The organism is Variovorax sp. 01N425 (assembly GCF_056399465.1).
In genome coordinates this window covers 342,286-356,866 of sequence record NZ_JBFTRJ010000006.1, presented here as the reverse complement: position 1 = coordinate 356,866, position 14,581 = coordinate 342,286, and the positions used below count along the sequence as shown (strand labels likewise).

Here is a 14,581-nt window from a genome sequence, read left to right as displayed (position 1 = left end):
CCATGACCACACGCCGCAAGTTCCTCCAGACTGCCACCGGCTCCGGCATTGCCGCTGCCACGCTGGCCACCTTTCCGCCCAGCATCCGCCGCGCGCTGGCCATTCCCGCGCACCACGAGACCGGCACCATCAAGGACGTCAAGCACGTCGTGCTGCTGATGCAGGAGAACCGTTCCTTCGACAGCTATTTCGGCACCTTCAAGGGCGTGCGCGGCTACGGCGACCGCTTTGCCGTGCCCGCGCCCAACGGCAAGACCATCTTCCACCAGACCTACACCAAGACCACGCCGCCCAGCACCTACACGCCCTACCGGCTCGACGAGAGCAAGGGCAACGCGCAGCGCGCGGGCAGCACGCCGCACGGCTGGTCCGACTCGCAGGCCGCGTGGGACCACGGCCGCATGTTCAAGTGGCCCTACATCAAGAACCTGCTGTCGATGGGCTACTACGACACCGCCGAGGTGCCGTTCCAGCGCGCGCTGGCCGAGGCCTTCACGCTGTGCGACCACTACCACTGCGGCATGCACACCGGCACCATCGCGAACCGGCTGTTCTACTGGAGCGGCACCAATGGCCCCAACGGCATCAGCCCCGCCGACGGCAGCCAGGTGCAGCTCGCGGTGCTCAACAACCAGTTCAATGCCGGCAACGACATCGGCGCTTCCACCGAAGGCTGGACCTGGACCACCTATGCCGACCGGCTCGAGAAGGCCGGCGTGAAGTGGAAGGTCTACCAGAGCCTGATCGACAACTTCGGCTGCAACGAGATGATGAGCTTTCGCCACTGGCGCACCGCCATCGAGCAGATGCCGGCGGCGCGCCGGCCCGTGTACGTTCCCGCGACCGACATCACGCAGCCGGTGACCGCCGCCGGCCCGTTCTACGACCCGGCCATCGACGATGCGCTCAGCCCGCTGGCCAAGGGCTTCGGCAACACCATGCCACAGGGCTTTCTCGAAACCTTCCGCGAGGACATCCGCAACGGCACCCTGCCCGCGGTGTCGTGGATCATCTCGCCGTCGGCCTACAGCGAGCACCCCGGTCCCTCGAGCCCGGCCAAGGGCGGCTGGTACGTGCAGGAAGTGCTGGACGCGCTGACCTCCAACCCCGAGGTCTGGAGCAAGACCGTGCTGCTCATCAACTTCGACGAGAACGACGGATTCTTCGACCACCTGCCGTCGCCCGCGGTGCCGTCGCGCAACCCCGACGGTTCGCTGGCCGGCGCCACCACGCTGGCCGAGGCCGACACGGCCGTCGAGTACCACAACTACACGCCGGCCACGCCCAAGCAGCCCGCCATGGACGGCCGCCCCTACGGCCCCGGCCCGCGCGTGCCGATGTGGGTGGTCTCGCCCTGGAGCCGCGGCGGCTGGGTCAACTCGCAGGTCTGCGACCACACCTCCACGCTCATGTTCCTGGAGAAGTGCTTCGGCGTGGCCGAGCCGCAGATCAGCAAGTACCGCCGTGCCGTCTGCAGCGACCTCACGAGTGCCTTCAACTTCGAGCGCCCCAACGACGAGCCGCTGCCCGTGCTGCCCGGCCGCAAGACCAAGGCCGAAGCCGATGCGCTGACCGCCGCGCAAGAGGCGCTGCCCAAGATCGTGCCGGCGGCCGACGCCGAGCTGCCGGTGCAGGCCACCGGCGTGCGCCCTTCGCGCGCGCTACCCTACGAGCTGCACACCAGCGCGCGCAGCGACGCCCTCAACGGCCGCGTCCAGCTGCTGTTCGCCAACAGCGGCCGCGCCGCCGCCGTGTTCCACGTCTACGACAAGCTGCACCTGTCCGACCGCCTGCCGCGCCGCTACGTGGTCGAGCCCGGCAAGCAGCTCGACGGCCACTGGAACGCCATGGCCGACGACGCGGGCCTGTACGACCTGTGGGTGCTCGGCCCCAACGGCTTTCACCGCCAGTTCAAGGGCGACCTGAACCGGCTGCGCGCCGGCAGCGCGCCCGCGCCCGAGATCCGCGTGGGCTACGACGCGCGCCGCGGCGACCTCTACCTGCAGTTGCGCAACGACGGCCGGCGCGATTGCCGCTTCACCGTGCAGCCCAACAAGGCCTACCCGCGCCCCGACGCCTACCAGGCCGGCGGCAGGGACCGCAACGGCAACAACGGCCATGGCAACGATGGGCACGGCAATGGCGACAACGGCACCTACGGCCACAACCCCGACGGCTCGTGGAGCATCCGCGTCAAGGGCGGCGGCGAGACCGGCATGCGCTGGAGCCTGGACGCGAGCGGCCAGTGGTACGACTTCGTCGTGACCTGCGATGCCGATCCTTCCTTCTACCGGCGCCTGGCCGGCCGCATCGAGACCGGCCGGCATTCGGTGAGCGATCCGGCCATGGGGCTGCAGGACCGCTTCTGAGCTGGCAAGGGGCTGCTTGCCGCTAGGGCAGCAGCCTGGCGATCGCGTCGGCGAACGACGGGATGTCGGTCTGGGTGTGCGTCGTCGAGTAGGTGGTCTCGGTGATCGACAGGCCCGGGTAGCCGCGCGCCACGAGCCGCGCATGCATTCGGCCCACCGGTTCGAAGTTGCACTCGTCCCGGTTGTCGCAGCGCGTGAGAACCAGCGTTGCGGGCAGCGGCCGGTCGCCCAGCGCATCGTGCATTCGCTGCTCGAGGTCTTCGTACTCGGCTGTCTGGAAGTCGAACGCGGCCTCGAACGCCAGGAAGTCCGAGAACACCAGGCTGCCCGCCGCGCCTTCGAGGAACAGCGCAATGCCGGCCATGCTCCCGCTCAGCGAAAGCCCGGTCAGCATGCGCTGCTTTGGATCGGCGCGGTACTTCGCTTCGATGAACGGCACCAGTTCGAGCGCGAGGAAGTCGTGGTAGGCCACGGCGCCCGGCATCGTGTAGTCCTGCTCGCGGCGGGCCGTGCCGCCGATGCCGACCAGGATCGCTTCGGTGCGGCGCTGCTCGAGGATGTTCCTGAGGTCCGAAAACCGCGTGTCGGGCGGATTGAAGACCCCGTCCGCGTCCATTGCGTAGATGACCGGATAAGCCGCCGAGCTGCCATCGTAGGAGGCCGGCAGGTAGATCTCGAGCGCGTAGCTTGCGCCTGTCTTGGCCGAGCTGATGGTGTCGGAAACGACGCGGCTGGCGGCGGGCGGCGATTCGGCAGGCGTCGCGTTGGGCTCGGGCACCGGTGCTGGCGCAGGCTCGGGTGGCGCGGCCGGCGCATCGGTGGCAGGCGGCGTGGCCGGCGGATCGGCCGGCGGCGTGGCAGTGGCCACCGGCGCGACCGGCACGAAGGCGCCGCCACCGCCGCCTCCACCTCCTCCGCCGCAACTCCACATTCCGAGCGCGAGCGCCCAGCTTCCGACCCATACGAACGCACGCGTCCTTTGCCCAAGCTGCATCGGAGTTTTCCTCGAAGCTGGTGGCTTGAAGAGACGCATCAGGGGCGTCGCGCCAAGAAAAAACGCGCCGGTCCGATGCGGGCTTTTCAGGATGCCACGGGAAGCCGTGGGTGCGGTGCTCTTCGGGGTAGATGGAAAACGAAAAAGTCGTATCTGTCCCAATCCTGAAGAGACAGAAGAAAGAAGCGTCCATTCCCAGTGGGCGAGACTTCGAGCTTGGACGCAGGAGCGCGGCACAAGATACTGGGCCTCCGCCCGGCATTCGATCGCAATGGCCCCGGGCTTCTGAGTCAACAGGGAGCCGATCGATGAGTGTCCAGCGCGAGCCGCGTGGAGAAGAAAGCGCGTGGCTGATCCGGGCGATGGAGTCCGCCCATCCGGTCCCTGCCTCATGGACATGATCGGCTTCCTGGCAGGCGACCATTCGCTTTCCATCCTGTGCATCCTTGCCGGGGTCGCTTTCATTGCGGGGGCCTTCGACGCCATCGCAGGTGGCGGCGGATTGGTGACCGTGCCCGCGCTGGTGATCGCGGGGCTCGACCCGGTCTCGGCCATCGCAACGAGCAAGCTGCAAGCGACCCTGGGGGCGGTCTCCGCGACCACGAGCTTCGGGCGCGCAGGCCTGATCGAGTGGCGGCGGATCTGGCCCGCGGCCCTCCTGGCTTGCGTGGGTTCGGTCCTTGGCGCGCTGGCGGTCAGTTCGGTTCCGCAGCAGGTGGTGAAGACCGGACTACCCTTTCTACTGATCGCCATGGCGCTGTACTTCGCCCTGTCGCCCACGATGACCGACGAGGACGCCGGGCAGAGAATTTCGATGGCTGCCTTCTGTGCCACCGCCGCGGTCGTGATCGGGTTCTACGACGGGGCCTTCGGTCCGGGCACCGGCTCCTTCTTCATGATCGCGTTCGTCCTGCTGCTGGGCTGGGGCGTGGTACGGGCCACCGCGCACACCAAGCTGCTCAACCTCGCGTCGATCCTGGGGTCGCTTTCCATCTACCTCTTTCACGGGCTTGTGCACTGGCGCATCGGCGTGGTGATGGGCCTGGGGGCGTTCATCGGTGCGCTGGTGGGGTCCAGGTTGGCGATCCGTGCCGGCGCCAGGCTCATCCGGCCGCTGCTCATGGTGGTTTGCTGCGCCATTGCCTTCAAGCTGATGCTGGCTCCGGCGCACCCCGTCCATCAGTGGCTTGCGGGCAGGATGTGAGAGCCCCCACTGCGCTCGCATGCACGTGGTTGCCGGCCTAGGGGGCACTTACACTCCGGCCATATGAGAAGCGCAAGGGACGTTCAATGCGGCCTGCAGCCCGTGGTGGAGCTGCGGAAAGAGGCTGCGTCGTACGCCTATTCCGTTCGCGCGCCGCGTTCGAAGGGCGTGATCCCGCCCAGCTCGTACAGCAACGGCGGTTTCGTCACACTCGCCGACTGCCTGCTCGACGTGGCGCGCGCACTCGGCGGCGACTTCAAGCGCATCTACGTGCGTCTCGACGGCTACTGCGTTGGAGAGCGCGACATCACCGAACTGCGCCGCGGGCCGCAAGAGGTTGCGGCCGCATTGAGGGCCGCCTGCGACGCGGTTGCGAGCGCCGCCGAAGCGGGTGCTGCCGCATCGGAAGCCAACGATCCCTGAGCTCGCGGCTATGGCTTGATGGTGAGCCTGTCAGCTGCCATTGCGACGAACTCTGATGCGGTAGGCTGGGGCGCGAGCGACGCGCGTCATCTTGGGGTGCCGCTCGGGCGAGCCGCTGCGTTCTCCCCGGATTCCTTCCACGCCGCCCAGCACTGCTGGCTGCAGCATGGCCACCAACCGAGCGGGCCGCATTCCGCGGCCTCTCCGCAGCCCGTTCGGCACCAGACGGTGAGCCGCCGCGACGCGGATGCGCCGGCTTGATCCGGCCTTCGTCCCAACTGCCTCACCGCCAACGCGAACGGTGTTCCATCGACTGGCTGGTCCATCACTTGTCGTCCTTGGGATCGCCCGTCTGCTGCCAGTACGTGCCGCCGAAGGAACTGCGCTTGATGATGGGCAGGATCACGCGCCTTCTCATGGACGCGGGCGACCTACGGGCGCGGGCGAGCGAGCTCGCACGATCGAACATTGACATGAAAGCTCCCTGGCCGCCCTCAGAAGCTGGGGGGCCGTTTTGTCGGGAGATTATGTAAGCCGCTGTTGCAGGCCAGGAAGCTGCCCAAAGTAGTCATCGCAAACGCATCCGCCCAAAGCGTGAACGAATGCACGGCGCCGTGTGGCGCGAGTCGCGTATCGGCACTCGGTGGACAGCCGCTCTGCTAGATTCCGCCCCGGTAGCCATCCATTCGAAGAGTCTTGACTCTGTTCTCCCTGAACCCTTCAATGAAGGTTTTTTTGGCTACCCCTCAACCCGCTTCGGCGGGTTCTTTTTTGGGCAGAACAGTCCCGCAGGAAGCCTCCTTAACCATCGGTTAAGACCGGCTAAACCAGACGCGAATTGCCGTCATGCCCTCGAATCGTGAGGATGCAGAGCGCCGGCGCCGTCGGATCCGCACAAAAAAGACAGGAGACAACATGCATCCCAGAAGCCCAATAGGGCGCCAGCCGCGCCTGCACTGGCTCGCGGCGGCGATGGCCACGGCGGCAATCGTCATTGTTGCCGCGCCGGCCGAGGCACGCGTCACCCGCATCGTGATCGACAGCGTCGCGCCGCTCGCGGGCCAGTCGATTCCATATGAGCAGATTCGCGGCCGCGCCTTCGGCGAGCTCGACCCGGATGATCCGCACAACAGCGTCATCACCGACATCAAGCTGGGCGCAGACGCCGACGGCAAGGTGCGCTACGAAACCACGTTCAACCTGGCGAAGCCGGTCGACATGAACCGCGCGAGCGGCTTCCTCTGGCATGACGTGCCCAACCGCGGCGGTGCCGGCACGCTCGCCGTCGAGGAACGCGAGCTGGGCGACGTCGGCCTGCGCAGCGGCTGGCAGGCGGACAACGCTGGCAACACGGGCGTTCCCGCCAACCAGGCCGAGGGCACGAATCACTGGGTGGCCGTGCCCATCGCCAAGGTCGATGGGCTGGCCGTCACGGGCCAGGTGTTCGCGCGGATCATCAACCAGGGCGGCGCGGGCTCCCAGCCGCTGATCGTGCAGACCAACCCCGTGCCCTACCTTCCGGCCACGCTGGACACGGCCAAGGCAACGCTGAAGACGCACACCAAGGAAACGGTCGATGGCGTTGTCACCGAAGGGCCCGCCATCGCGGCGGGCGACTGGGCCTTTGCCAAGTGCGATGCGGGCAATCCGTTTCCCGGCACGCCGATCGACAACGACCCCGCCCATGCGCCCGGCAACCTGCCGGTGCACATCTGCCTGCGCAACGGCTTCGACCCCAAGCTGCTCTACCAGGTGGTGTACCCGGCGCACAACGCCTATGTGTTGGGCGTGGGCATGGCGGCGTTCCGCGACGTCGGCAGCTTCTTCCGCCACGAGGCGGCCGACGACCTCGGCACGCGCAATCCGGTGGCCGGCTCCATCAAGGGCACGGCCGTGCGGGGCGTGTCGCAGTCCGGGAACATGGTGCGGCAGTTCATCTTCATGGGCCTGAACCAGGACGAGCGCAATCGCAAGGTCTACGACGGGGCCTGGCCGATCATCGCGGGCCGCCGCGTGGCCGCCAACTCGCGCTGGGCCCAGCCGGATGGCGTGCTGGAGCTCTACCAGCAGGGCAGCGAAGGTCCGCAGTGGTGGGTGGACTGGCCGGACCCGGTGCGCAATCAGCCGACCGGCAGCATCTTCTCGCGCTGCGATGCCAACGACACCTGCCCGAAGGTGATCGAGCATTTCGGATCGGCCGAGGTGTACGCGCTGAAACTCACGCCCGAGTGGATCGGCACGGCCGGCGACGCGGACATTCCGCTGCCGCGCAACGTGCGGCGCTACTACGTGCCGAGCAGCCATCACGGTGGCGGCACGGGCGGCTTCACGCACATGCCCGCGGCTGCCGCCGGCCCCGCCTGTCCCGGCAACAGCTTCGGCCGCGGCGCGCTGGCGGCCAACCCGGTGCCGCACACGGAGATCACCAACGTGCTGCGCCTGGCCATGCGCGACTGGGTGCTGAACGGCACGCCGCCGCCGCCCAGCCGGTGGCCCACGCTCGCGGGCAAGACGCTGGTCGACGCCAACATGAAGGCAATGGGCTTTCCGGTCGGCGTGCCCGGCATTCCGGATTCGATCTTCCTGCCGCAGAACTTTGCGTTTCCGGTGTTCGACTACGACTGGGGGCCGCAATTCAGTCATTCGGAAGCGTCCGGCGTGCCCACCAACGTGCCGCCGATCATCAGGAAAGTGATCCCGATGAAGGTGCCGAAGGTCGATGCCGACGGCAACGAGATCGACGGCGTTCCCACGGTGCTGGTGATGGCGCCGCTGGGTACCTACCTGGGGTTCAACATCACTGCCGAGGGCTTCCACCGCGGCCAGGTGTGCAACTACGTGGGCGGCTATGTGCCGTTCGCCCGCACGCGCGCCGAGCGGACCGCGAGCGGCGACCCGCGCCTGTCGCTCGAGGAGCGCTACGGCAGCCACGAGGGCTACGTGGCTGCAGTGCGGGCCGCCGCCGCAAAGGCCTCCGCCGAGGGCTTTCTTCTGCCCGCGGACCGCGACCGTCTCATTCGCCAGGCCTCGGAGAGTGCCGTGCTTCGCTGAAGGGCACCGCCATTTCGATCATGTCCACCAGGGCAGCCGCCGGCGTCGAGAGTTCCGCGCGGCTGCGCATGGCCAGCAGCAGCACGCGTTCCATCTCGATGCCTTCAAGGCCGACCTGCACCAGGCCGAGGGCCTGGGCATAGAGCGCCGCCGCCGCGCGCGGCAGGATCGCCAGGCCGAGCCCGAACGAGACCATGCGGCACATCGAATCGAAGCTGCGCACCTGCACCCGGATGCGTGGCGTGCGCTTGGCCGCGTCGGCCGCCGCCATCACCTTGCGTGTGAGCGATGCGCTGCGTGCCAGCGTGACCAGGTCGTGGTCGAGCACGTCTGCGAGGCAGGCGTTCTGCCGGCCGTCCAGCGCATGCCCCGCCGGCACCAGCAGCACCAGCTGGTCGACATTGCAGACGAGAGTCTCCAGGCCTTCGTGCGGCACGTTGTCGCCGATGACGGCCAGTTCCGCCGTGCCTTTCTGCACGGCGCGGATGCCGTCTTCGCTCAGGGCATCTTCCATGTCGATCACTACCTGCGGATAGCGGCGGGCGTACGCGGCCAGCACGCTGGGCAGGAAGCCGCCGAAAGCGGAGGGGTTGGCGCACAGCCGCAGGTGGCCGGTGGCACCTGATTGAAGATCGTCGACCGCCTGCACCGGCACGCGATCACCTCGATCGCGTGCCGGTGCAGGGTCTGTCCTTCCGGCGTGGCGGTCACGCCGCGTTGGCCGCGCTGGAGCAGCGCCATGCCGCAGTGCTGCTCGAGATCGGTGATGCGCTTGCTGGCCGCCGGAAGCGAGACGCCGAATCGATCTGCGCCCGCCGTCAGGCTTCCACCATCGACGACCGCGACAAAAAGCCGCAGGGAAGTGAGATCGAAACGGTTCAGATTGATCATGGCCGGTGGATTTGACCACTGGCGACGCTACGATCCATTGAAAGAAGGAAGACACCACACCATGCCCATCCTCCCTCCATCCGGTTTCATTTTTTTCCCTCGTACCCGCGGCATCCTGGCGGCCGCCGTTTGCGCCGCGTCGATGTTTATCGCGGGCTGCCAGACACAGCCCGAATTCCGCCCGCTCACCTCCGAGGCGCCGCCGCCGCCCACCTTCGTGACCGTGCCCAGCGAAGAAACCTGCCAGGCCGCGCAGGCGCGCTACGCGCTCGGCCAGGTGCTCGATCCGCTGTTGCTGGAGCAGATGCGCACGCGCACCGGTTCCAAATCGGCGCGCACCTCGGCCGTCGGCGCGCCGCTGCCGGTGCCGGCCGATCCGGCGCGGCTCAATGTCGACGTCGATCCGCAGGGCCGCATCACCGCCGCGCGCTGCGGCTGAACGTCAATAATTCCGGGATGACGATCAAGCCGACCACCCCCGCCATCGCGCTCGACTGCTACTACAGCCTTTCCTCGCCCTGGGCCTACCTGGGCGGGCCGCAGCTGCAGGACATCGTGCGGCGCCACCATGTGCGGCTCACGCTCAAGCCCTACGACTTCCAGGCCGTGGTGCCGCAGACCGGCGGCATTCCGCTGAAGACGCGGCCCGAGCCGCGCCGCAGCTACCACGCGCTCGAACTGGCGCGCTGGCGCGACTACCTCGGCATGCCGCTCAACCTGGAGCCCGCCTACTACCCCAAGGGTGCGCCGGTCGATCCGAACTGGAACAAGTACCCGGGCTGGATGGTGATTGCCGCGCAATTGCAGGGGCTCGATGCCCAGCCGCTCTCGCATGCGCTGCTGCGCGCGCTGTGGGCCGAGGAACGCGACACCTCCGAAGCCGCGGTGCGCATCTCGGTGGCCGAGGAAAACGGCTACGACGGCGCGGCGCTGCAGGCGCTGGAGCAGGCCGCCGAGACCTTGGCGATCTACCGCGCCAACAGCGCCGACGCCATCCAGGCCGGCGTGTTCGGTGCGCCGACCTTCGTGCTCGACGGCGAGCGCTTCTGGGGCCAGGACCGCCTGGCCTTTCTGGACCGGGCGCTCGACAGGCGCCGCCAAGCCACGGGCGGATAATCGCCCGATGCGAATCCGCTTTACCAAGATGCAGGGTGCCGGCAACGATTTCGTCGTGCTGGACGAGACGCGCGGCACGCTGGGCCTCACGGCCGCGCAGTACCGCTTCCTGGCCGACCGCCATTTCGGCGTCGGCGCCGACCAGATCCTCACGGTGCGCCCGCCCTCCAAGGGCGCGGCCGAGGGGGTCGATTTCCAGTACGTGATCCACAACGCCGACGGCGGCGAGGTGGAGCAGTGCGGCAACGGCGCGCGCTGCTTCATGCGCTTCGTGCGCGAGCACCACCTGACCGACAAGGACACGGTGCGCGTCGAAACGCTGGCCGGCATCATCGAGCCGCGCATGGGCGCAGACGGCCGCGTCACGGTCGACATGGGGCCGCCCATCTTCGAGCCCGCACGCGTGCCCTTCGACACCGCCGGCCTCGATCCGCAGCCCACGGGGTCGTGGCACACCTGGCACCTGGCCCTCGGCACGCATGCCGACTCGGCCATCGTGTCGGTCGCGGTGCTGTCGATGGGCAATCCGCACGCGGTGCAGGTGGTCGACAACGTCGACACCGCGCCCGTGGCCCGGCAGGGCCCGCTGATCGAGCACCACCCGCGCTTTGCGCAGCGCGTGAACGCCGGCTTCATGCAGGTGGTCGACCGCTCGCACATCAAGCTGCGCGTGTTCGAGCGCGGCGCCGGCGAAACGCTGGCCTGCGGCACCGGCGCCTGCGCGGCGGTGGTGGCGGGCATCCGGCTCGGCCTGCTGGAGCGCCGGGTCGACGTGCAGACGCATGGCGGCGTGCTCACGATCGGCTGGGAAGGCGAGGGCCATCCGGTGCTCATGACCGGCCCGGCCACCACGGTTTTCGAGGGAGACATCGAGGTGCCCGAGCTGCCATGACCCACTTCAGAAACAACAAAGACGACGCCATGAACCCGATCACCGAAGACGACATCGCCAACTACCTGGCGAACACGCCCGACTTCTTCGAGCGGCACGCACAGCTGCTGGCGCAGGTGCAGCTCACCAGCCCGCACGGCAACCGCGCCGTGAGCCTGCAGGAGCGCCAGGCCGAGATGCTGCGCGAGAAGATCAAGGCGCTGGAGCATCGCCTGATGGACATGGTGCGCCACGGCACCGAGAACGTGGTCATCGCCGACCGGCTGCAGCGCTGGACCAGCGGCTTGCTCACCACGCGCGACCCGCGCAGCCTGCCCTACCGCATCGCGGTCGACCTGCAGTCGCTGTTCCTGGTGCCGCAGACCGCCATCAAGGTGTGGGACTGCAGCGCCGACTACCTCAACGAGGCCTATGCGCAGTGGGTGAGCGACGACGTGAAGGCGCTGGCCACCTCGCTGACCTCGCCCTACTGCGGGCTCAACTCGGGCTTCGAGGCGGCCAACTGGCTGCCCGAGCCGGCCGGCGCGATGTCGATCGCGCTCATTCCGCTGCGGCCCGATGCCGAGTCGCCGGCCTTCGGCCTGCTGGTGCTGGCCTCGCCGGACGCGCAGCGCTTCAACGCCGAAATGGGCACCGACTTCCTCGAGCGCATCGCCGACCTGGCGTCGGGCGCGCTGTCGCGGCTGCGGCCTTGAGCGGGCGGCGCCGGTCCTGGCGGGCCGCCGTGCGGCCCGTGCTGTGGACGGTGCTGCTGGCCGGACTGCTGGCCTACCTCGTCATTGCCGCCGTCATCTGGCGGCGCGCGGCCGAGGCGCTGGCCAACCCGCCCCAGCGGCCGGCCGATGCCGCGCTGGTCCTGGGCAACCGCGCCTTCCTCGATGGCAAGCCCAATCCCTGCCTGACGGGCCGGGTCGATGCCGCCATCGCGCTGGCCGATGCGGGCCTCGCGAAGCAGCTCGTGCTGTCGGGCGGCGTCGACAAGGAAGACGGCCGCATCGAGGCCGAGGTGATGCAGCGGCATGCGCGCGCCCAGGGCTATGCCGGGCCGCTGCTGCTGGAGCCGGCATCGACCTCGACCCGCCTGAATCTTGCGATGTCGCGTCCGCTGCTGAAGGCGGCCGGCATCCATGGCGTGATCGTGGTGTCGGAGCCCTACCACCTGTGGCGCGTGGAGCGCCTCGCGCGGGCCAGCGGTTTCGACAAGGACTTCGACGTCCAGTACGCGGCGGCGAGCACGCGCTGCTGGCGCCGCTGGGGCATGGTCTTCAAGGGTGCGTTGCGCGAGCCTCTGGCTGTCGTGAACAATGCGTTCAATGGCTACCTCCACTGAGACGGCGGGGACCGGCTGGGTCGACAAGTACCTGGAGCATGTGCGCGTCGAGCGCCGGCTGGCGGCGCGCACGGTCGAGCTCTACGCCATCCACCTGCAGGCGCTCGCGGCCAACGCCGCCGAGGCCGGGCTCCCGCTCGACCGCGTGCAGACCGCGCACATCCGGCGCTGGATGGCGCAGCTGCACGGCGCGGGACGCGAGCCGCGCGGCATTGCGCTGGTGCTCTCGTGCTGGCGCAGCTTCTACCGCTGGCTCGGCAACGAGGGGCTGGTGGGCTTCAACCCCGTGAAGGACGTGCATGCACCCAAGGCCGCGCGGCCGCTGCCCAAGGCGCTGGCGGTCGACGACGCGGTGCGGCTCGCCGAACTCTACGACCCCGAGGCCGACCCCTGGACCGAGGCGCGCGACGGCGCGATCGTCGAGGTGCTCTACGGCTGCGGCCTGCGCGTGAGCGAGCTCACCGGCCTCGATGCGCGCGCCAGCAATACGGCCCGCGGCTGGGTCGATCTCGATGCGCTGGAAGCCAACGTGCTCGGCAAGGGCAGCAAGCGGCGCATCGTGCCGATCGGCAGCAAGGCGGCCGAGGCGCTGCGCGACTGGTTCGCGGTGCGCGGCGAATGCGCGGCGCTGTCGACGGCCGCGCTGCGCGACCCGGCGGGCGCGGCGGCGCTCTTCATCAGCGCCAAGGGCGTGCGCATGTCCTCGCAGGCCGTGTGGAAGCTGCTGCGCGAGCGCAGCCTCAAGGCCGGCCTTGCGGCGCCCGTGCATCCGCACATGCTGCGGCACTCGTTCGCAAGCCATGTGCTGCAGTCGAGCAGCGACCTGCGCGCGGTGCAGGAACTGCTGGGCCACGCGAACATCGCCACCACGCAGGTCTATACGCGGCTGGACTTCCAGCACCTGGCCAAGGTGTATGACGCGGCACATCCGCGCGCGCAGGCGCGCCCCGAGGGCACGCGCGCGCAGCCGCGCCCCGAGGGCACGCGCGCGCAGCCGCGCTCCGAAGGCGCACGCGCCAAGCCGAAGAACGACGACAACAAGCCAACCAAATAAATGAAAACCCTCCGCCTCAAGCCCGGCAAGGAGCGCTCGCTGCAGCGCCGCCATCCCTGGATCTTCGAATCCGCCATTGCACGCGGCGGTGCCGATTCGGGCGAGACGGTGCGCGTCGAATCCCATGACGGCGCCTTCCTGGCCTGGGCCGCCTTCAGCCCGGTGTCCAAGATCCGCGCGCGGGCCTGGAGCTTTGCCGAAACGCAGCGCATCGATGCCGCCTTCCTGGCCTCGGTGTGCGCCCGCGCGGTGGCGGCCAGGACGCTTTTCGACCTGCAGAGCGACGGTGTCCGGCTGGTCCACGGCGAGGCCGATGGGCTGCCGGGCCTGATCGTCGACCGCTACGGCGATACGCTGGTCGCGCAGTTCCTGTCGGCCGGCGTCGAGCGCTGGAAGGCCGCGATTGCCGATGCGCTGCTCGCGGCAACCGGCCTGCACAAGCTCTACGAACGCTCCGATGCCAGCGGCCGCGAGCGCGAAGGCCTCAAGCCGGTCACCGGCTGGCTGCGCGGGGAGGGCGCCACCGAGATCACGATCCGCGAGCACGGCTGGAAGCTTTCGCTCGATATCGCCACCGGCCACAAGACCGGCTTCTACCTCGACCAGCGCGACAGCCGCCAGCGCTTTGCCGAGTTCGCGCAGCATCGGCGCTTCCGGCGCGTGCTCAACTGCTTTTGCTACACCGGCGGCTTCACGGTGGCCGCGCTCGCAGGCCTGCGCGCGGCCGGCGCGGTGGAGGGCGCCGAGCTGGTGTCGGTCGATTCGTCGCAGCCGGCGCTCGAGCGGGCGCGCGCGCACCTGGCGCTGAACGGCTTCGGCGCCGAGGGTTCGGGCCTGAAGACGGAATTCCTGGACGCTAACGTCAACACCGTGCTGCGCGAATTCATCGAGCAGGGCCGAACATTCGACGCCATCGTGCTCGATCCGCCCAAGTTCGCGCCCACGGCGGCCCACGCCGAGCGCGCCGCCCGCGCCTACAAGGACATCAACCGCCTCGCGCTCAAGCTGCTGGAGCCCGGCGGCGTGCTGCTGACTTTTTCGTGCTCGGGCGGCATCAGCGCCGATCTTTTTCACAAGATCGTGGCTTCGGCGGGCATCGACGCGCAAGTGGACGGCTACATCAGCGAACGGCTGGGCGCCGCGCCCGACCATCCGATGACCATCGAGTTTCCAGAGGGCGAATACCTCAAGGGCCTGGTGGTGGTGAGAAAACCCGCTTGACCCCGCGCCAACGCAACTGAGTGGCATTGGCTAAAC

Annotated in this window: 14 protein-coding genes and 1 pseudogene; 11 read left to right on the top strand and 4 right to left on the bottom strand. The window is 68.7% G+C overall.

Annotated elements, in window-relative coordinates; genetic code table 11:
* Positions 1–2 precede the first annotated feature (2 nt).
* A complete protein-coding gene (locus tag AC1DSC_RS13550) occupies positions 3–2,369 on the top strand; it encodes a phosphocholine-specific phospholipase C (RefSeq protein ID WP_436287284.1) in 2,367 nt (788 codons plus the stop codon).
* A gap of 22 nt (positions 2,370–2,391) precedes the next feature.
* Here the strand turns inward: AC1DSC_RS13550 and AC1DSC_RS13545 are convergent, their stop codons facing one another.
* On the bottom strand, positions 2,392–3,363 hold the full coding sequence (locus AC1DSC_RS13545) for an alpha/beta hydrolase (RefSeq protein WP_018903652.1): 972 nt from the start codon (positions 3,361–3,363) through the stop codon (positions 2,392–2,394).
* A 391-nt stretch (positions 3,364–3,754) separates the two neighbouring features.
* Here AC1DSC_RS13545 and AC1DSC_RS13540 point away from each other — a divergent pair, with 391 nt between their 5' ends.
* Positions 3,755–4,567 carry a TSUP family transporter gene (locus tag AC1DSC_RS13540; protein ID WP_018903651.1) on the top strand — a complete coding sequence of 271 codons (813 nt, stop codon included), beginning with the start codon at positions 3,755–3,757 and terminating at the stop codon, positions 4,565–4,567.
* A gap of 63 nt (positions 4,568–4,630) precedes the next feature.
* Positions 4,631–4,990, top strand: coding sequence for a hypothetical protein (locus AC1DSC_RS13535; protein ID WP_018903650.1), 360 nt, complete (start codon positions 4,631–4,633; stop codon positions 4,988–4,990).
* Positions 4,991–5,315: 325 nt separating this feature from the next.
* Here the strand turns inward: AC1DSC_RS13535 and AC1DSC_RS13530 are convergent, their stop codons facing one another.
* A complete protein-coding gene (locus AC1DSC_RS13530; RefSeq protein ID WP_412510422.1) occupies positions 5,316–5,465 on the bottom strand; it encodes a hypothetical protein in 150 nt (49 codons plus the stop codon).
* 440 nt (positions 5,466–5,905) lie between these two features.
* On the opposite strand from AC1DSC_RS13530, the gene AC1DSC_RS13525 reads away from it, so the two are divergent.
* Positions 5,906–8,041, top strand: coding sequence for an alpha/beta hydrolase domain-containing protein (locus AC1DSC_RS13525; RefSeq protein ID WP_038106759.1), 2,136 nt, complete (start codon positions 5,906–5,908; stop codon positions 8,039–8,041).
* On the opposite strand, the gene AC1DSC_RS13520 is transcribed toward AC1DSC_RS13525, so the two are convergent.
* Both AC1DSC_RS13520 and AC1DSC_RS13515 read right to left on the bottom strand, forming a co-directional pair.
* A complete protein-coding gene (locus AC1DSC_RS13520; protein WP_230537745.1) occupies positions 8,004–8,696 on the bottom strand; it encodes a LysR substrate-binding domain-containing protein in 693 nt (230 codons plus the stop codon). The genes AC1DSC_RS13525 and AC1DSC_RS13520 overlap by 38 nt on opposite strands.
* Positions 8,697–8,788: 92 nt before the next feature.
* A pseudogene (locus AC1DSC_RS13515) lies at positions 8,789–8,932 on the bottom strand (helix-turn-helix domain-containing protein); the annotation flags it as partial.
* Between the two features lie 61 nt (positions 8,933–8,993).
* Between AC1DSC_RS13515 and AC1DSC_RS13510 the strand changes: the two are divergent.
* The 7 genes from AC1DSC_RS13510 to AC1DSC_RS13480 are packed head-to-tail and all read left to right on the top strand — an operon-like array spanning position 8,994 to position 14,545.
* Positions 8,994–9,371 (top strand): I78 family peptidase inhibitor, encoded by a 378-nt coding sequence (locus AC1DSC_RS13510; RefSeq protein WP_038106754.1) that lies wholly within the window; start codon positions 8,994–8,996, stop codon positions 9,369–9,371.
* A 17-nt stretch (positions 9,372–9,388) separates the two neighbouring features.
* Positions 9,389–10,048: a 2-hydroxychromene-2-carboxylate isomerase gene (locus AC1DSC_RS13505; RefSeq protein WP_018903647.1), complete on the top strand. Its 660-nt coding sequence runs from the start codon at positions 9,389–9,391 to the stop codon at positions 10,046–10,048.
* 7 nt (positions 10,049–10,055) lie between these two features.
* On the top strand, positions 10,056–10,940 hold the full coding sequence (gene dapF, locus AC1DSC_RS13500) for a diaminopimelate epimerase (RefSeq protein WP_012746049.1): 885 nt from the start codon (positions 10,056–10,058) through the stop codon (positions 10,938–10,940).
* Positions 10,937–11,635: a DUF484 family protein gene (locus AC1DSC_RS13495; protein ID WP_012746050.1), complete on the top strand. Its 699-nt coding sequence runs from the start codon at positions 10,937–10,939 to the stop codon at positions 11,633–11,635. The genes dapF and AC1DSC_RS13495 overlap by 4 nt, the downstream gene beginning before the upstream one ends.
* Before the next feature lie 29 nt (positions 11,636–11,664).
* Entirely contained in the window at positions 11,665–12,270 is a 606-nt protein-coding gene (locus AC1DSC_RS13490; RefSeq protein WP_012746051.1) for a YdcF family protein, read from the top strand.
* Positions 12,254–13,324, top strand: coding sequence for a tyrosine recombinase XerC (locus tag AC1DSC_RS13485; RefSeq protein ID WP_018903646.1), 1,071 nt, complete (start codon positions 12,254–12,256; stop codon positions 13,322–13,324). Before AC1DSC_RS13490 ends, AC1DSC_RS13485 begins: the two co-directional genes overlap by 17 nt.
* Entirely contained in the window at positions 13,325–14,545 is a 1,221-nt protein-coding gene (locus AC1DSC_RS13480) for a class I SAM-dependent rRNA methyltransferase (protein WP_018903645.1), read from the top strand.
* Positions 14,546–14,581: the final 36 nt, after the last annotated feature.